At 71.3% G+C, this 17,396-nt stretch carries 18 protein-coding genes, 1 rRNA gene and 2 pseudogenes; 14 read left to right on the top strand and 7 right to left on the bottom strand.

What is annotated here, in order from left to right:
• Positions 1 to 53: 53 nt before the first annotated feature.
• Complete coding sequence (locus ACZ53K_RS35125; protein WP_385228508.1) at positions 54 to 251, bottom strand: hypothetical protein; 198 nt, start codon at positions 249 to 251, stop codon at positions 54 to 56.
• Between the two features lie 238 nt (positions 252 to 489).
• Entirely contained in the window at positions 490 to 1,464 is a 975-nt protein-coding gene (locus ACZ53K_RS35120; RefSeq protein WP_468844895.1) for an SCO4651 family lipoprotein, read from the bottom strand.
• Positions 1,465 to 1,609: 145 nt separating this feature from the next.
• On the opposite strand from ACZ53K_RS35120, the gene ACZ53K_RS35115 reads away from it, so the two are divergent.
• The 4 genes from ACZ53K_RS35115 to ACZ53K_RS35100 all read left to right on the top strand — a co-directional run bounded on the left by ACZ53K_RS35115 (position 1,610) and on the right by ACZ53K_RS35100 (position 4,857).
• Positions 1,610 to 1,792, top strand: coding sequence for a hypothetical protein (locus ACZ53K_RS35115; protein WP_468844893.1), 183 nt, complete (start codon positions 1,610 to 1,612; stop codon positions 1,790 to 1,792).
• 186 nt (positions 1,793 to 1,978) lie between these two features.
• Positions 1,979 to 3,568, top strand: coding sequence for an FAD-binding oxidoreductase (locus tag ACZ53K_RS35110; protein ID WP_468844890.1), 1,590 nt, complete (start codon positions 1,979 to 1,981; stop codon positions 3,566 to 3,568).
• A gap of 129 nt (positions 3,569 to 3,697) precedes the next feature.
• A complete protein-coding gene (locus ACZ53K_RS35105) occupies positions 3,698 to 4,051 on the top strand; it encodes an antibiotic biosynthesis monooxygenase family protein (RefSeq protein ID WP_468844887.1) in 354 nt (117 codons plus the stop codon).
• On the top strand, positions 4,048 to 4,857 hold the full coding sequence (locus ACZ53K_RS35100; RefSeq protein WP_468844884.1) for an SDR family NAD(P)-dependent oxidoreductase: 810 nt from the start codon (positions 4,048 to 4,050) through the stop codon (positions 4,855 to 4,857). The genes ACZ53K_RS35105 and ACZ53K_RS35100 overlap by 4 nt, the downstream gene beginning before the upstream one ends.
• 107 nt (positions 4,858 to 4,964) lie before the next feature.
• On the opposite strand, the gene ACZ53K_RS35095 is transcribed toward ACZ53K_RS35100, so the two are convergent.
• The 3 genes from ACZ53K_RS35095 to ACZ53K_RS35085 form a co-directional block, all read right to left on the bottom strand.
• Positions 4,965 to 5,663, bottom strand: coding sequence for a phosphatase PAP2 family protein (locus tag ACZ53K_RS35095; protein ID WP_468844881.1), 699 nt, complete (start codon positions 5,661 to 5,663; stop codon positions 4,965 to 4,967).
• Positions 5,664 to 5,872: 209 nt separating this feature from the next.
• A complete protein-coding gene (locus ACZ53K_RS35090; RefSeq protein WP_468844879.1) occupies positions 5,873 to 6,877 on the bottom strand; it encodes a C40 family peptidase in 1,005 nt (334 codons plus the stop codon).
• A gap of 136 nt (positions 6,878 to 7,013) precedes the next feature.
• Positions 7,014 to 7,223, bottom strand: a complete 210-nt coding sequence (locus ACZ53K_RS35085) for an ATP-binding protein (RefSeq protein ID WP_468844875.1) — start codon at positions 7,221 to 7,223, stop codon at positions 7,014 to 7,016.
• 101 nt (positions 7,224 to 7,324) lie between these two features.
• Between ACZ53K_RS35085 and ACZ53K_RS35080 the strand changes: the two are divergent.
• From ACZ53K_RS35080 to ACZ53K_RS35035, 10 genes and pseudogenes are all read left to right on the top strand, one after another.
• A pseudogene (locus ACZ53K_RS35080) lies at positions 7,325 to 7,675 on the top strand (DUF5753 domain-containing protein); the annotation flags it as partial.
• Positions 7,676 to 7,769: 94 nt separating this feature from the next.
• Positions 7,770 to 7,991, top strand: a complete 222-nt coding sequence (locus ACZ53K_RS35075) for a hypothetical protein (protein WP_468845075.1) — start codon at positions 7,770 to 7,772, stop codon at positions 7,989 to 7,991.
• A gap of 39 nt (positions 7,992 to 8,030) precedes the next feature.
• Positions 8,031 to 8,213: pseudogene (locus ACZ53K_RS35070) on the top strand (DUF397 domain-containing protein); the annotation flags it as partial.
• Between the two features lie 80 nt (positions 8,214 to 8,293).
• Positions 8,294 to 8,515 carry a DUF397 domain-containing protein gene (locus tag ACZ53K_RS35065; RefSeq protein ID WP_468844872.1) on the top strand — a complete coding sequence of 74 codons (222 nt, stop codon included), beginning with the start codon at positions 8,294 to 8,296 and terminating at the stop codon, positions 8,513 to 8,515.
• A 237-nt stretch (positions 8,516 to 8,752) separates the two neighbouring features.
• Positions 8,753 to 9,061 carry a hypothetical protein gene (locus tag ACZ53K_RS35060; protein ID WP_030021086.1) on the top strand — a complete coding sequence of 103 codons (309 nt, stop codon included), beginning with the start codon at positions 8,753 to 8,755 and terminating at the stop codon, positions 9,059 to 9,061.
• A gap of 539 nt (positions 9,062 to 9,600) precedes the next feature.
• The gene (locus ACZ53K_RS35055) at positions 9,601 to 10,446 is read left to right on the top strand and encodes a DUF8175 domain-containg protein (protein ID WP_468844870.1); all 846 of its coding nucleotides are present in this window, start codon (positions 9,601 to 9,603) and stop codon (positions 10,444 to 10,446) included.
• Positions 10,436 to 11,836: a hypothetical protein gene (locus ACZ53K_RS35050; RefSeq protein ID WP_468844868.1), complete on the top strand. Its 1,401-nt coding sequence runs from the start codon at positions 10,436 to 10,438 to the stop codon at positions 11,834 to 11,836. Before ACZ53K_RS35055 ends, ACZ53K_RS35050 begins: the two co-directional genes overlap by 11 nt.
• Positions 11,833 to 13,395 carry an SCO6880 family protein gene (locus ACZ53K_RS35045; RefSeq protein ID WP_468844865.1) on the top strand — a complete coding sequence of 521 codons (1,563 nt, stop codon included), beginning with the start codon at positions 11,833 to 11,835 and terminating at the stop codon, positions 13,393 to 13,395. The genes ACZ53K_RS35050 and ACZ53K_RS35045 overlap by 4 nt, the downstream gene beginning before the upstream one ends.
• A gap of 28 nt (positions 13,396 to 13,423) precedes the next feature.
• Complete coding sequence (locus tag ACZ53K_RS35040; protein ID WP_468845072.1) at positions 13,424 to 14,848, top strand: ATP-binding protein; 1,425 nt, start codon at positions 13,424 to 13,426, stop codon at positions 14,846 to 14,848.
• A 7-nt stretch (positions 14,849 to 14,855) separates the two neighbouring features.
• A complete protein-coding gene (locus ACZ53K_RS35035; RefSeq protein WP_468844863.1) occupies positions 14,856 to 16,565 on the top strand; it encodes a type IV secretory system conjugative DNA transfer family protein in 1,710 nt (569 codons plus the stop codon).
• Between the two features lie 13 nt (positions 16,566 to 16,578).
• Here the strand turns inward: ACZ53K_RS35035 and ACZ53K_RS35030 are convergent, their stop codons facing one another.
• Both ACZ53K_RS35030 and rrf read right to left on the bottom strand, forming a co-directional pair.
• Positions 16,579 to 17,157 carry a GNAT family N-acetyltransferase gene (locus ACZ53K_RS35030; RefSeq protein ID WP_468844860.1) on the bottom strand — a complete coding sequence of 193 codons (579 nt, stop codon included), beginning with the start codon at positions 17,155 to 17,157 and terminating at the stop codon, positions 16,579 to 16,581.
• Between the two features lie 151 nt (positions 17,158 to 17,308).
• Positions 17,309 to 17,396 (bottom strand): 5S ribosomal RNA (gene rrf, locus ACZ53K_RS35025); the annotation flags it as partial.

Below are 17,396 nucleotides of genomic sequence, written 5' to 3'. Positions count from 1 at the left end.
GCCTGCCGGACGGACGGCCGCCAGGCGCCGTCACGCCCGGCGCCGCCGCCCTGTCACCTGCGGTTTCCGGGCCCGGGACCCGGTTGCGCCCGGTCCGCGTCCACGTCCAGCACCTCGTCGATACGGTCCGAGCTGAGCCGATCCTCGCTCGCGGCGGCCGCCGCGATCATCAACTCACCAGTCAGGTCGATCTCGACGAGGGCTACGTGGTCCTGAACCGTCGAGTTGCGGTGTCCGGCCACGTACAACACCTCCTCCTTCGAGCGCCTCCCCACTCTTCTGGTGGTTACCGCCCAGAGTAGGTACGGGCGCACGCTCCGCGCATGGCACGGATGGACCATTTCCGCCAGTTCGCACACGCCGTGGTCACGTGCCCCGGACACCGCTGCCGTTCCGCGCCGCTTCCGCCGGCCGTGCCGTCCGGCCACCCGTGACGACTGCATTCAGCCACCCGAGGCGACCGTGGTCAACCGCCCGTGGCGACCGCGTTCAGCCGCCCGTGGCGGCGACTTTGCCCGTGTAGATGTCGTCCCGGTCGGGCAGCCGGACCGGAACCGGCGCCCCGAAGCCGTACAGCGAGGTGGTCGAGGTCACCGACGTACCGCCCGTCGTGCCGTTGGCGAAGCGGAAGCGCTGGCGCACCTTGCGCAGCCGCCCGGCGTCGTCCAGATACGCGTCGAAGGCCACCACATCGGTGGTGAAGCCTTTCTCCGCGGCGGTCAGCGCGGGCCGGACCGCCGCGGACGCCGCGCGCGCCGCCGACCCGATGTCCGTCGTACCGCTGAAGTGCCGCACCGGCACACCGTCCAGCCGCTCCCGCCCCTCGTACGTCACCTCCCGCACCCCGCGCAGCAGTTCGGCGGCGGCCATCGGATCGGTCGCCCCGCCGGTCACCAGATTGCCGTCGGCCAGCGAGGCGGTGTCCACCTGCACCCACTTGTCGGCCGGCACGCCCGCCCCGCGGTTCTTCATGTAGAGCGCGGACGGCGTCAGGATCTCCGTGATCGTGTGGTCCGCGCCGCTCCCGTCGCCGGTGTCCGGAAGCCGTACGTTCAGCCACCCGGTCCGCGTGCGGTAGTCATGGCCGCCGGCCCCCCGGATGGCGACGCGGGTGCCGCCGCTGGCGGTCTCCATCTCCGTACGCACCCGGGACGTGCCCGCCCGGACCAGGGCGTCGACGCTCGCGCGCAGGGCCGAGGCGTAGTCCGTACGGCCGGACGGGGACCCGGCGGCCGACGGGCCCCCGTCCCGCGGCCCGGTGGACGGCCGGTCGCCCGGTGGGCGGGCACGGTCGGTGAAGGGCGGCCCGGCCGCGCTCCCGCCCACCGGGCCGTCCGCGGAGCGGCTCTGGTCGTCGGCCGCCGCTCCGTTCGGGGAGCAGCCCGTGGTGAGCAGCCCGACCGCCAGGCCCACCCCGCACACGGCGGCCGCGACGGCGCCGCCTCGCCTGTCCTGCACCACCATCGCGTACGAGCCCCCTCGGCCGCTCTGCTCGTGAAGTAGCGGACCGGGATGTTCCGGTTGTCCGGACCACCACGACCCGTTCCGTTCAACGACTGTTCAGCCCGCTTCGTCACGCCCGTACACCCCGAGCGCGTAGCGTGGCGCCGTGCACGACCGAGCATCACAGGAGCCGACAGCGCGGCCCGCCGGGCCGCCCGACCACCGGACCACCACCACCGAACGAGGTTCCTTCTGCCTGGCCCGCTGCGACTGCGGCTGGCACGGCCCGGCCCGCCGGGCCCGCTCCCAGGCACGGACGGACGCGGAACAGCACCACCGGACGGGGTGAGCGGGAACCCCGACGACCGGCCCGGGCGGGCGCGCCGCACCCGCCCGGCAGGCCCCACGCCAAACCCGCCCTAAAGCCCCATAAACACTCCCCTGGAACCTCCCCGGACCCTCGCCCCATCTGGTTAGAGGGAAGGCATCCACGGCGCGCGGGCCCCTCAGGGGGCCCAAAAAGGGGCAGTTCACAATGAAGCGGCGCACGATACTGGCGGCCGGCGGCGGACTCGCGGCGGCAACCGCCGGCTTTACCACCGCCTGCGGCACCACCACCGGCCACGCGGACGCCCCGGGCGGCACCGCGTCCGGCGGCGTCGGTCTCAACACCAGCTCCCGGGCCGGCAAGCCCGCGGCCCCCACGGCATCGTGGAACGCCCTGCGCAAAAGCCTCGACGGCAAGCTCATCCGCGCCGGCGAAGCCTCGTACGACGCCGCCCGGCGCCTGTACAACACCCGTTATGACAACCTGAAGCCCGCGGCCGTCGCCTACGTCAGCCACCCGGCCGACATAGCCGAGTGCCTGTCCTTCGCCCGCCGCTACAACGCCCCCGTCGCGATACGCAACGGGGGCCACTCATATGCCGGTTGGTCCAGCGGCAACGGCAAGCTCATCATCGACGTGTCCGCCCTGAACTCGGTCTCCGCGCCCTCCGGCGGCATCACCCGGATCGGCGCCGGCGCCAAGCTCGTCGAGGTCTACGAGGGCCTGGGCAAGCACAACGTTACGATCCCCGGCGGCTCCTGCCCGTCCGTCGGCATATCCGGCCTCACCCTCGGCGGCGGCCACGGCGTCGCGTCCCGCGCGTACGGCCTGACCTGCGACAGCCTCGTCGGCGCCACCGTCGTCACCGCCGACGGCAAGACCGTCGAGTGCGACGCCAAGCGCAACAGCGACCTCTTCTGGGCGCTGCGCGGCGCCGGCAACGGCAACTTCGGCGTGGTCACCGAGCTGCGCTTCAAGACCCACGCCGCCCCCCGCTCGGTCATGGCCTACCTGACCTGGCCCTGGGCGAAGGCCACCGCCCTGCTGCAGTCCTGGCAGGAGTGGGGCCCCACCCAGCCGGACGAAATATGGTCGTCCCTGCACCTGGACGCCCGCCCCGGCGGCACCCCGTCCGTCTCCGTCGCGGCCTTCACCCTCGGCTCGTACGGCGACCTCCAGAACGCCGTCGACAAGCTCGCCGACCGGACGGGCGGCCCCGGGCCCGCCAAGTCGGTACGACTGACGCCCAGCTCGTACCTCGACGCGATGGAGTCGTACGCCGGCTGCTCCTCGAAGACCACCGAGCAGTGCCACCTGCCGGGCACCCTCCCCGGCCGCGACGCGGCCGGCAAGCTCGCCCGCGAGACGTACGCGGCCCGCTCCGACTTCTACGACCGCTCGCTCGACGCGGCCGGCATCCGCGCCCTGCTCGGCCAGATCGAGGCCGCGAGCCGCAAGGGCGTCACCGGCAACGCGTCACTGACCGCGCTGGGCGGCGCGATCAACCGGGCCCGCCCCACCGACACCGCCTTCGTACACCGCCGCTCGCGCTTCCTCGCGCAGTACCTGGCGTCGTGGAAGGCGGGCGGCACCGGCTCCGCGCAGAGCGCCTGGCTCTCGGACATCCACGGCGCGATGCAGCGCTACGCCTCGGGCGCCGCCTACCAGAACTACACGGACCCGGCCCTGACCGACTGGAAGAAGTCCTACTACGGCCCGGCCACCGACCGGCTCACGAAGCTCAAGCAGCAGTACGACCCGAACGGACTGTTCAGGACGTTTCCGCAGGCGCTGTGACGGAGCGGGCGGCCGGGGTACACCCCCTGCCCATGTCAGAGGTTTGACATGGGCAGGGGGTGTACCTATGTTCGTTCCATGATGTCAATACCCTGACATCACTTCCGGAACGCCCGTGAGGAACCACCCATGACCACCGCTCCCACCACGACCATCTCCCCCGACGCCGACCTGGTCACCCTGGTCAACGTCTTCACCGTCACCCCGGAACGGCAGACCGAGCTGGTCGACGCCCTCGACCGGGCCACCCGCGACGTCTTCGCGGCCGTGCCCGGCTTCGTCTCCGCGAACCTGCACGTCAGCCTGGACGGCCACCGCGTCGTCAACTACGCGCAGTGGGCCGGTGAGCAGCAGTACGAGGAAGCGCTGCGGCGCCCCGACGTCCGCGAGCACCTCGTCGAGGCGGCGGCGATTGCGGAGGCGTACGACCCGACCCTCGCGCGGGTCCGCTCGATCCACCACCCCCACGGGCGGCAGGCATGAGCCCGCGACGGCCGCTGTCCGGCCGCACCGCCCTGGTCACCGGCGGCAGCCGGGGCATCGGCGCGGCCACCGCGCGGGCGCTCGCCGCCATGGGCGCCTCCGTGATCATCACCTACCGCAGCGCCCGCGCCGCGGCCGACGATCTGGCACGCCACCTCCAGGCGGACCACGAGGTCGCGGTGCACGCGCTCCCGTTCGACCTGACCGCCCCCGAAGCCTCCCCCGAGAGCGCCGACGGACTGATCGCGTCCGTCGCCCGGATCACCACCGGTGTCGACATCCTCGTCACCAACGCCGCCGCCCCCTATCCGCACGCGCCCCTCCTGGAACTGCCGGCGCGGCAGCTCGCCACCAAGGCCGGCCAGGACATCGCCGCCACGCACCGGCTGGTCACGGCCGTGGCCCCGGGCATGCTCGAACGGGGCTACGGCCGGATGATCCTGCTCGGCTCCCTCCACGCCGAGGGCCCGTCCGCCCCGGGAATGACCGCGAACGGCGTCACCAAGGCCGCGCTGGCCGCGTACGCCCGTTACGCCGCCGACGAACTCACCGGACCGGGCGTCACCGTCAACGTCATCCACCCCGGCTACGTCGCCACCGAGGCCAGCAGCCACCTCCCGCCCGCGGTCCCGCCCCTGCTGGCCGCACTGACCCCCAGCGGCCGGACCGGGACACCCGACGACATCGCCGGCGTGGTCGGGATGCTGGCCCGCGACGAGGCGGCGTTCCTCAACGGCGCCTGCATCCCCGTCTCTGGCGGGCTGAACCAGCCGGTCGCGATCCGCCGCCTGCCCGCCGCCCGCTGACCGCGGGCCTCGCACACAGCGGGCGGTGGGCAGAGGGCCGGACATGCCACGGGGGAGGACCCGGCCCGTGGCCCGGTCCTCCCCCGTGAGCGGTGTGCCGTGCCCGGCTACGCCGCCAGGTCCTCGTCCCGCTCCTCCCGCGACACCGGCGGTACGGCCGTCACCGGCTCCGACACCGCCCGGGGCACCGGCCCGCCGGCCCGTACGAGCCACCAGGCGGGCGAGCGCCCCACCGCCGTCGCCACCGGGATCAGCATCGCCTGCGCCACCGGCGCCAGCAGCAGCGCCACCGCCGTACCGAGCGCGAAGCCGCCGACGACATCCGTGGGGTAGTGCACACCCATATAAACCCGGCAGAACCCTTCCAGCAGGGCCAGGCCGATTCCGATCAGCCCGTACTTGCGGTGCGCGATGAACAGTCCCACACCGACCGCCATGGTCAGCGTCGCGTGATCACTCACGAACGAGAAGTCGGTCTTGCCCGGCTCCAGCACCTCCAGGCCCGCGTGCACCCGGAACGGCCGCGGCCGCTCCACCACCGCCCGGATCGGGATGTTGGCCAGCAGCGCCACCCCGGCCGCCAGCGGCGCCCAGACCAGGCCCGCCAGCGCGGCCGGCGCGTCCGGCCGCTTGCGCGCACCCCACCAGGCGATCAGGCACAGCACGGCGAGTGCGGCGATGAGGCCGTACTCCCCCACGTACTTCATGGCGCGGTTGAGCCACTCCGGTGCGTCCTTCGCGAGGCCGTTGATGCCGTCGAGCACGTCCACATCGGGGTTCGACCCGTCCATTGCGAGTCCAGCCATCTGCCGCGGCCCCTTACCTTTCGCGCGCGCGAGCGCCGTGTGAGTGCTGCCAACCCCCGTGGTCGTCGGGCGTGGCCGGATTCCCACGGCCTCGCCATGTCTCCATGCCCAGGAAACGCGATGAAGAGCCGAGCCGTTCCAGCTTCCACCGGATGATCACCAGGACGTTACCGAAGAGAGACTGATGTCCGCAGTTCAGGGCCCCATGTTCACGCAGCGTTCGGTCGGGGCAGCGCTTTCGCGCCATCTTCGGTGACGCGGGTCGCACCGATGTAGTCCGGAGTGTCGATCTTGTCGAACCGGATCACCGCGCCCGTGTACGGCGCGTTGATCATGTAGCCGCCGCCCACGTAGATCCCCACATGGTGGATCGAACGCGGATCATTCAGGTTGTGCGCGAAGAACACCAGGTCCCCCGGCAGCAGCTCCTCCCGCTTCGGATGCGGCCCGGCGTTCCACTGGTCGTTGGCCACCCGCGGCAGCTCGATGTCCACCGAGTGGTACGCGGCCTTCGTCAGCCCCGAGCAGTCGAACCGCCCGCCCTGCTCCGGCGTGCCGTTCCCGCCCCACAGATACGGCTTGCCCAGCTGCTCCTGCGCGTAATAGATCGCGGAGGCGGCCTGCCGGGACGGCGCGACCCGCCCCACCGGCGCCTCGAAGCTCTTGGCGAGGGTCGTGATGATCTTCACGTAGTTCTGCGTCTCACGGATCGCCGGCACCCCGCCGGCCTTGATCACCCGGTACGCGCCCGCGTTGTACGCCGCCAGCATGTTGTGCGCCGGGTCCCCCGGCACGTCCTTCACGTACTTCGCCAGCTCACAGTCGTACGACGCCGCCGACGGGATCGCGTCCGCCGGATCCCACACGTCCCGCCGGCCGTCCCCGTTCCCGTCGATGCCGTGCGAAGCCCACGTACCGGGGATGAACTGGGCGATCCCCTGCGCCGCCGCCGGACTCTGCGCCCGCGGATTCCAGCCGCTCTCCTGATACAGCTGCGCGGCCAGCAGCGCCGGGTTGATGGCGGAGCACAGATTGCCCCACTTCTGCACCAGCGGCTGGTACGAGGCCGGCACCGCGCCCTTCGCCAGCCCCACCGCCCGGCCCGCACCACCCGCCAGGCCCGCGGCGGCCGTGTACGTGCCCACCACGAGCAGCGCGAGGAAGCAGAGCACCAGCCCGACCCCGACCCCACCGGCCACCCAGAATTTGCGCACCCCTCAACCCTCCCCCAAACGGGCGGGTTTCACCGCCGTTTTCGGCATGTACCTCACCACACGACGGCCGTACGGGCCCGCACCCGCGCCCCCCGAGGACCGCCCCGGGCGTGCGGCCCCACCCCGCCCCTCCCCTTCACTCCCCCAACTCGAACCGGACCGACTTCCCGTCCCCCGGCCCGTGCCGGCACACACCCCACTCGTCCGCGCACACCCCGACCAGATACAGCCCGCGCCCACCCGTACCGTCGTGCTCGTGCGACTGCCGCACCGGCAGCCCCGACGCCCCGACGTGCACCAGCACCCGCAGCGTCCCCGGCCCCGGCCACCCTCCGTACACCGTCACCGGCTCCGAACAGCCACTGCGACGGCAGGCATTCACCGCGTTCGTCACCACCTCGGACGTCAGCAGCAGCGCGGTGTCCGCCAGATCCCCCCGGGGGGCTGATGGCGATGGCGCAGGGACGGGGGAAGGGGTGGTGGGACGAGTACCGCGCCTACCTGGGCAGACCGGCCCTCGACCTCGCCGAACTGCAGGCCGGCGCCACCTGCGTCCGTATGCACGAGCCGTCGGCCGTACCCGGCATACTCCAGACCGCGGACTACGCGCGGGCCATGTGCCTCCTGGCAGCGGGCCCGGACAACGACGAACCCATCGACCGTTACGTGGAATTCCGCCTCGCCCGGCAGCGCGTCATCGAACGGAACCCCGGCACCCCGTACCACGCGGTCATTCACGAAGGTGCCCTGCACACGCTGATCGGCAGTGCCGAGATCATGCGCGGACAGCTCCGCCGGCTGATCGAGATCGCCCGCCTGCCGCACGTGACCGTGCAGGTCTTCCCCTTCACCGGCCGCAGGAGGTTTCTCCGCCTACAGCCGCCCGTTCGCCCTGTTCGGCGGCCCGACTCCGGAACTCGACACGGTCCGGATGGAGCAGCCCCTGGGATCGGTCCTCCTGCGCGACCGCCAGCCCATCGAGAGGTACTCCACCCTCTTCACGAAGCTGTCCGAACTGGCTCTGCCGCCGGTTGACCCCGGTGCGAAGCCCGAGTCTCATGAGGGCCGGGACTCCCTGACCTTGATCCACCACCTCATGTACGCCATGCAGTGAGGAACCGTCATGCCGCAGGTCATCTGACAGAAGTCGTCGTACAGCACGCACGGCAACGACGACTGCGTAGAGGTGGCCGCGAAGCCGGGCGGGCCGGTGCTCTACCGGGAGAGCGACCAGCCCGCGGACATCGCTTGCACCACGCCGCACAGCTGGTCCGCGTTCCTCCGGCACGTCAAGGCGGTAAGCGGCCCTCCGGAGCGGCGCGTAACCATCTCCTGACCGGCCCCGACGGGCCGTAAAGTCCTCCGCGTACGACAGCACGAGGTCATCGCCCGCAGCCGGGCCCGACGGAGGTCTCCATGCCGCCCACCCCCACTCCCCCCGCGAACCTCAACTGGCAGAAGGCCACGGACGACGAGAGCGCGCCCGAGTACATCGAGGTCGCCTTCGGGGACGACGACAACGTCTACCTGCGGACGAACACCGAGCCCGACAACATCGTCACCACGACGCGCGTGAAGTGGGACGCGTTCGTTCTCGGTGTGAAGGCCGGGGAGTTCGACCACTTCGTGGGGCTTTGACGTCGCTCACACCCCACCGTTCGAACATTGCCCGGCGTGATCAGCCGTGATACACACGGTGACACCGGCGGGTCACCAGGTGCCGCGCGCCCCCGCGCGCACGCAATCCCCACGAGATCCGTCAAAGAAAGCCGCCAAGTCGACATCTGATGGCGGTTTTGTCAGCGAAGATAGATGCTGGCCCGTACCGTGTGGCACGGGGTACACAACGACCCATTAGGGGCGGTGAGTTCATTCATGCACTTGGCGGCCGAAAAGGGCGACATCACCACCATCATTGGCGGAATCGCCCCGGACTGGGGACCGTTCGGGACCCTGGGCAACGAAGCCCGCGTGATGATCGAAGTGGTCATGGCAGTAGCGATTCTGCTCTGCCTCGGCATCGCGATCTGGGGCGCGGCCAAACAGCGCATCGGCGCCACCGCGCTGCGCGACACCTTCAGCGCCGAACAGGGCAAGGGCCTCATCGTCGCGGGCCTGACCGGCGTCTTCATCATCGGGTCACTGGGCACGCTGTTCACGATCGTGTACGGGATGGCGGTGTAGCCGGGGCGGCCGGCGGGGCTCCCGGGTCGCGGCCCACCCCGCCGCACCACCGCCTCCCCCACACCTCCCACCACACCCCGCCCACCTCACTCACGCCAGCACGCCCCCGCACGCCCCCGGCGCAGCGCACCACGGGCCGCCTCCCCCCGTACGCCCCGCCGCCCACCCTCACCCCTCCCCTTCCCCACCTCCCCCACCACCGGCCACACCCCTCCGCCGAGAGCACCCGCTGATGCCCGCTCATCCCGCCCCGCACCGTTCCGCTTTGCGCCACTCCGGCGAGCAACGGTCCGATTGGGCCGCGCACCGGACGGGGACACAAGGGCTTGGCGGGGACCGAGCGGCAGCCGCGACCCACGAGGTGGTCGCACATGCCGCAGAGTCCCCCATTCGCCTCTTCCGCCCGACATCTGAGGTCCTGTCACGGTGAGATGTACTCGTACCACTGCGCCCGATCCGCTGCCCGCGCGGCTACGGTCATATACGGGCGGCAAAACGACAGCAGTGACGGCAATGCCGGTTGAGGGGGCACAGGCGCGATGAGTCTCAGCGATGGCGGTGGCTACGGCGGTGGCGAGCCGGGCGGCCCGGATACAGGCGGCCAGACCCGCACCAGACTCCCGGACGGCGGCGGCGACAGCTACGGAACCGGCCGCCGCACCCGTACGGGCTCCTCCAGCCGGAACCTCGTCACGATCGTCGGAGTGGTGGTCCTCCTGATCGCGGCCATCGCCTTCGCGAACCGTGGCGGAGACGGACAGGGATCCGGCGACGACGGCCCGAAAGAGGCCGACGCCCGCTCCACCGCACCCACCGGCACCAAGCCGGTCGACGGCAAGAACGGCGGCATCGCGACGGGCTTCGCGAAGACGGAGCAGGGGGCGGAGTCGGCGGCGGCGAATTACGCGACTGCCCTGGGGTCCGACGGCATGTTCAAGGCCGACAGCCGGCACGGCATAGTGGACAGGGTCTACACGCCGCAGGCCGCTGCCAGGCTCAAGGGCTCGCAGGACAAGGCCTACTCGGCGGACTTCCTGCGCAAGCTCGGCCTCGACGCAGCCGGTAACGCCCCGAAGGGCATGGACTTCATCTCCCGCACGATCCCCGTCGGCACGAAGGTCGAGCAGTTCGGCGACGACAAGGCCAAGGTCGCGGTCTGGTACACGGGACTGATCGGCATGGCCGGGCCCGGATCGACCGACCCGGTCCGTACGGACTGGCAGACCTGGACGTTCGACCTGTCCTGGTCGAACGGCGACTGGAAGATCACCGAAGACTCCCAGAAGCCCGGCCCCGCGCCCGTCGCCGGAGACATTCCAACTGCCGGTGCGGACGAGATCAGCAAGGCGGTCAAGGATTACGGAGGGTTCACGTATGCCAGGTAGTCCGCGCCGCCCACGACACCGCGTCCTGTCGGTCGTGTCCACCTGGGCGGGCATCCAGACCGCGCTCTTCATGCTGGCCGCCCGCGCCATGGCGGCCCCGACACCACCGCCCGCTTCCCCGTCGGCAACACCCTCCCCGTCGGCGACGCCGTCGCCGAGCGCGAGCAACGACCCTTGCGACCTGCTGATCGGCTCCGCGAAGGACTACTGCCAGAAGGACGCCGACGGCACCACCACCCCCAAATCCCCCGGCGGCCTGACCGACAACAACCCCTTGGACCCCCTCACCTCCCTCGCCAAGGGCTGTGCCGACGCCGCCGCCTGGATTGTCAACAAGCTGTCCGATGCCGTGAAGGCGACCTCGCAGGTCGACTTCACGAACGCCGCCTTCCTCAAGCAGTACGCCGTCGTCTTCGCCGCCTCGACCGTGCTGACGCTCGTGCTGTGGCTGCTCGCCGTCGCCAAGCGGGCCGTGCGCGGTGTGCGGCTGACGGAGGCGATCAGTGAGGCGATCGGGTTCCTGTGGCTGACCGTGCTGGCGTCCGCGTTCACGCCGCTGGTGCTGTACACCGTCGTCTCCGCGACCGACGGCATCACCGAGATCATCGCGAAGGGGACGGGCGCGCAGACGGACACGTTCTTCGGGGCGTTCGCGGGGGCGCTGAAGAAGGACACGGACATCGGCGGCGGTCCGATCATGCTGATCGTGGTGTCGCTGGTCTCGGTGCTGGCCGCCGGTGTGCTGTGGCTTGAGCTGGTGATCCGGGCGGCGCTGCTGTACGTGGGCGCGCTGCTCGGTACGGTCGTCTACGCGGGCCTGGTCGACAAGAACATGTGGGGGCACGTCCGCCGCTGGGCGGGCATCATGATCGCCGTGATCATGGTGAAACCGGTCATCGTGATCGTCCTGGGCATCGCCGGCGCGCTCACCACCGGCGACGGCCCGAACGCCATCTCGGCCGTCGTCTCCGGCCTCGCGATCATCCTGCTCGCCATCTTCGCCAGCGCCGTGATCTACCGTTTCGTCCCCGGTTTCGGCGACGAGATGGTCTCGGCCCGTACGAACAAGAAGCAGGCGACCGAGGGCTCGCAGGCCGCCGCCGTGATCTCCTCGCCCGCCGCGCTGGTGTCCCAGGGCATCAAGACGCACAGTTCCCGCAGGTCCGGCGGTGGCGGCGGGCAGGAGCAGAGCGGCGGGCAGGCCCGGCCCGCCGACGCGGTCTCCGGCGGCGTCGCCGCGCACAGCAGCCGTACCGGCACTTCCGGGGGCGGCGGCCGTGTCCCGGCCCCCGCCGCCCCTGGCTCCCGTACACAACCGTCCTCCGGTTCGAGCACAGGCTCTTCCGGCAACGCCCGCTCCGGCAAGAATTCTGGAGGTGACGGGCGTTGACGACCCAGTCGCACCCGCTCACACCCCGCCGTACGTATCTGATCGGCCGCGCGCGCCCGAACGCGATCGTCGGCAAGAACCGCGAGACCGGCGAGATCGCGCTGATCATCGCGGGCGCGTTCGTCGGCATGGTGTGCGGCCTGCTGGTGCCGGTGCTGTCCCTGCGGATCGCCACGCTGACCGGTTTCCCGCTGCTGGCGATCGCCGCGGTGTACTTCCCGTACCGCGGCCGTACGTTCTACAAGTGGTTCGAGATCAACCGCAGCTACCGGCGTACGGTCCGCCAGGGCACGACGTACCGCTCCGGCGCGGCCGAGGCCGGTATCCGGCTGGACGGCCGGGAGGTGGAGGTCGGCCCGCCGCCCGGTATCGGCCGCATCAACTGGCTGTCCGCGCCGTTCGGCCCGGACGAGATCGCCGTCCTGCTGCACGCCGACCGCCGTACGGTCACCGCCGCCATCGAGATCGAGGGCCCGGGCGTCGGCCTGCGCGACAGCGAGGACCAGGAGGCGCTCGTCGAGCGGTTCGGCACGCTCCTCAAGCACGTCGCCAACGGGGACGGCTTCGTCACCCGCCTGCAGATGCTGGCCCGTACCCTCCCCGCCGACCCGGACGCGCACGCCAAGGACGTCGCCCAGCGCGGAAACCCGGACTCCCCCGACTGGCTCCAGGACTCGTACGAACAGCTCCAGTCCATGGTCTCCACCTCCTCCGAGCAGCACCGCGCCTACCTCGTCGCCTGTATGCACTACACCCGCGAACTGGCCGCCGAGGCCCACACGATGGCGCGCGCGGCCCAGATCCACCGCGGTGGCCTGATCCGCAAGAAGCTCGACCGGGACGCCGGGCTCGCCGTCGTCATGGCACGTGAACTGACCGACATCTGCGCGCGGCTGGCCGAGGCCGACATCCGGGTCCGCCAGCCCCTCGGGCAGAGCCGGCTGTCGTCCCTGGTGCACTCCATGTACGACCCGGACCACCCGATCGACCACATCCAGGCGATGAGCCAGCGCAACGCCTGGCCCGCCGAGCTGGACGCGATGGAGCCGACGTACCTCCAGGCCAAGACCCGCGAGTCGACGACCCGCGCGCCGTGGTGCCACGCCACGGCCTGGGTCAAGGAGTGGCCGCTGACCCCGGTCGGCGTCAACTTCCTGGCGCCGTTGCTTGTGCACACGCCCGACGTCATCCGTACGGTGGCGGTCTGCATGGACCTGGAGCCCACCGAGATCGCGATCGAGCGGATGCTGACGGAGAAGACCAACGACGACGCGGAGGCCAGCCGGGCCGCCAAGATGAACCGGGTGGTCGACCCGCGCGACGTGGCCCACCATGGCCGCGTCGACCAGCGCGGCGAGGACCTCGCCTCGGGCGCGGCGGGCGTCAACCTCGTCGGCTACATCACCGTCTCCTCCCGCTCCCCGGAGGCGCTGGCCCGCGACAAGCGCACCATCCGCGCCTCGGCGGGCAAGAGTTACCTCAAACTGGAGTGGTGCGACCGGGAACACCACCGCGCCTTCGTCAACACGCTGCCGTTCGCGACCGGGATCCGCCGCTAAGCCGCTGGGAGGCGCGTACGTCATGGCCATGCTCGATCCGCTCGCAGCGCTCACCGAGGCGTTCACCAGCTTCCTGTTCGGGAAGGTGGAGACGACGCGGCTTCCGGTACGCACCTCCACCGGCCAGGCCCAGGCCGTCTATCTGCCGACCGCCGCACCGGGCCTGGGCGACTCCGGCGTGATCATCGGCCGCGAGGTCTACAGCGGCAAGGGCTACATCTACGACCCCTTCCAGCTGTACGGCCAGCAGCTGCCCGCCCCGCACTGGCTGGTCCTCGGCGAGTCCGGCAACGGCAAGTCGGCGCTGGAGAAGACCTACGTCCTGCGGCAGCTCCGCTTCCGCGACCGGCAGGTCGTCGTCCTGGACGCGCAGGGCGAGGACGGCGTCGGCGAGTGGAACCTGATCGCCGAGCAGCTCGGCATCACCCCCATCCGCCTGGACCCCACCGCCGCCCTCAACGGCGGCATCCGCCTCAACCCCCTCGACCCGTCGATCACCACCACCGGCCAGCTGGCGCTGCTCCGTACGATCATCGAGGTCGCCATGGGCCGCGGCCTGGACGAGCGCTCCGGATTCGCGCTCAAGGTGGCCCACGCGTACGTCAACGAGACGATCACCAACCGCCAGCCGGTCCTCACCGACATCGTCGAGCAGCTGCGCCACCCGGAGGAGGAGTCGGCGGAGGCCATGAACGTCGACATAGAGGACGTACGGGCCTGGGGCCTGGACGTGGCGCTGGTGCTCGACCGGCTGGTCGACGGCGACCTGCGCGGCATGTTCGACGGCCCGACCACCGCCGGCATCGACCTCGACGCGCCGCTGATCGTCTTCGACCTCTCGCACATCGACCGCAACTCGATCGCGATGCCGATCCTGATGGCGATCGTCGGCGTGTGGCTGGAACACACGTGGATCCGCCCCGACCGGAAGAAACGGATCTTCCTCGTCGAGGAAGCCTGGCACATCATCAACTCGCCGTTCGTCGCCCAGCTCTTCCAGCGGCTGCTGAAGTTCGGCCGCCGCCTCGGCCTGTCCTTCGTCGCCGTCGTCCACCACCTCAGCGACGTGGTCGACGGCGCGGCCGCCAAGGAAGCCGCGGCGATCCTCAAAATGGCCTCCACCCGCACGATCTACGCCCAGAAGACCGACGAGGCCCGGGCCACCGGCGCCGTCCTGGGCCTGCCACGCTGGGCGGTCGAGATCATCCCGACGCTCACCCCCGGCATCGCGGTATGGGACGTCAACGGCAACGTCCAGGTCGTCAAACACCTGATCACCGAGGCGGAACGGCCGCTGGTCTACACCGACCGGGCGATGACCGAAAGCTCCGCGATGATGACGGACGAAGCCCTCGCGATCGGGCGCGCGGCCGACGCCGAGGCCGCGCAGCGGGCCGAAACCCTGGCCATGCAACGGCAGTTCCGGGGCGAGTCGAGCGAGACGGTGGCGTGACACGGGAATGACGCGGGGATACGGACACGGGCCGGGACAAGGACAAGAACAAGGACCGGGATACGGGAACGGACAGGGGCACGGCCCTACAGGGCATCCGGGCGGCCAGGGCGGCGGCCGGGGCCGAGGCGTCCCCGACTCCCTCCTGATCGGCGTACTCGCCTTCCTCCTGGGCCTCACCGTCCTGGCCTGGACGGCGACCGGCCTCGCCGGCCTCTTCACCCACGGCGCCTGGCCGGACGGCGTGACCTTCACCCGTACGCCGCTGGCCCTGCGCAGCCTCATAGCCGCCCCGCACGACCTGCCGGCCGCCTGGCCCGACACCCCCGCCGCACAGCTCTCCGGGTACGGGCTGTTCTGGGGCATCCTCATCAGCGAACTGCTGGTGCTGGTCGTCCTGACGATCTTTGCCATGGGGACGATCGCCCGCTACCGGGTCGTACGGGCCAACCGGCGGGGCGGGGCGGGCAAGGGCGCGGGGCGGGACGGGAGCGCCGCTCAGGGCGAAGCGCCGCCCGTGAGCGGCCCGCAGGCGGCTACCGCACCTCCGGCACCCCCAGCGGCGCCTACGGCCTCCTCGGCGTCCGCTACGCCCGCGTTGGCACCGCCCACGGTCGCGCCGGAAGCCCCCGTGGCCGCCCCCACAGCTCTGCCCGAAGCCCCTGTGGTCGCTCCCATGCCTGCAACGGCCGATACGTTGCCCACGCACGCTCCATCGGCCCCAGCGCCCACGCCCAGCGCCCCCGAGAGCGTCCCCGACTTGGCCCCTCCCCCCACCCCCGCCCCAACCCCCGTCGTGCACTACGGCACCGACCGCCGTCACGCCGGCGCACTCGCCGCGGCCGCCATCACCGCGGCTGAGGGCCCGCTCGTCGTCGCCACTACCGATCCCGCCCTCTGGTCCGACACCAAGGACGGCCGCGCCAAGCTGGGGCCGCTGCTGACCTACGACCCGCAGCACCTCCTGGACACCCCGGCGCGGATGCGCTGGTCACCGACGTCCGGCTGCGAGGACATCGGCACCGTCACCGCCCGCGCGGCCGCGCTCCTCACCCCCGTACGCCCCTCCAGCACCCTCGACTCCGCGGTGGCCGACGCCGCGACGACCCTGCTGCGCTGCTGGCTGCACGCCGCCGCCGTGGACGGCCGGCCCTTCCGCCAACTGCACCGCTGGGCGCACGCCAAGGGCGCCGCGCACGAGCCCGTACGCATCCTGCGGACGAACCCGAAGGCATCGGCGGGCCAGGCGGGCGAGCTGGAGTCCGTACTGACCGCCCACGCGGAACGCCGCGAGATGGCCCAGGAGTTGGTCTCCCGCACCCTGGCGAGCCTCTCCTCGATCCACATCCGGGACGCCTGCAATCCGGCGCGATCCGATGCCCTCCTTCTCGAATCTTTCATCGACGAAGGGGGAACGCTCTACGTGGTAGGGGAATCCATCGAGGATCCGCGAACCACTCCGGGTGCGATGCCGCTGCTCACCGCACTCCTCTCCGACGTGGTCGAGCGCGGCCGCCGCATGGCCGAACGGTCATCCGCCGGTCGGCTCGACCCACCACTCACCCTCGTCCTGGACGACATCGCGGCGCTGGCGCCATTCCCCGCCCTGCCCGGCCTCCTCGAAACCGGCCGCGCACAAGGGCTGTTGACGCTGGCCACGCTGCGCTCGCAGGAACAGGCCCGTGCCCGCTGGCCGCACGCCCCGCTACCGTCCTGATCCCCGGCGTCCGCTACGCGCGCTCCAGCGTCATCTCGCGCTCGATGGCCGTCCCGTCCTTGGGGTCGGCCATCGTCCGCCCGGTCTCGGCGAAGCCCAGCGACCGGTAGAGCGCCGCCGCGCGCTCGTTCTCCTCGTGCACCCAGAGCCGTACGCGTGCCACCGCCGGCTCGGACCGGCTCCACGCCCACTCCACGGCCGCCGCGAACAGGTCGCGCGCCAGCCCCGTACCGCGATGCTCCGGACGGACGTACACACCGACGATGTGCGCCCACGGCGCCTCACCGTCCCGCTCGTCCGCGCCCTCCTTCTCGACGAGCACGACCACCATGCCGCCCCAACTGCCGTCGGGCGCTTCGCCGACGAAGGTCAGCGGATCCTGGTCCTCGTCACTCCGGCCCGCCCGCCGCTGCCACACCTCGTCCGGGTACGCGGCGACCTTCTCGAAGGACTCGTTGAAAGCGATCCGCGCGAGCGGATCGGCGAGCGCCGCCAGCCGGAGTTCCCTCAGCCGCTTCCACTCGTCCGCCTTCACCCGTCTGACCAGATACCCCATCGGCACAGCATCCCAGCCGCCCGCCTCCCTGGCCACACCTTGTCCTCCCTTCCCACCCTTCACGCGCCGGCTGCGCCAGGCCGACCACTCTTCCGAGTGAACCCACCCCGGCCGGGCCGAAAACGTCGGGAACGCAAAAAAGCTCCGGTCCCTGAACCAGAGGTTCAGGGACCGGAGCGAAAAAATTGTTCGGCGGCGTCCTACTCTCCCACAGGGTCCCCCCTGCAGTACCATCGGCGCTGAAAGGCTTAGCTTCCGGGTTCGAAATGTAACCG

It is taken from the genome of Streptomyces sp. NPDC033221 (assembly GCF_055577005.1).
Note: the sequence above shows the minus strand (reverse complement) of the source record. Positions and strands in the feature narration are given on the sequence as shown.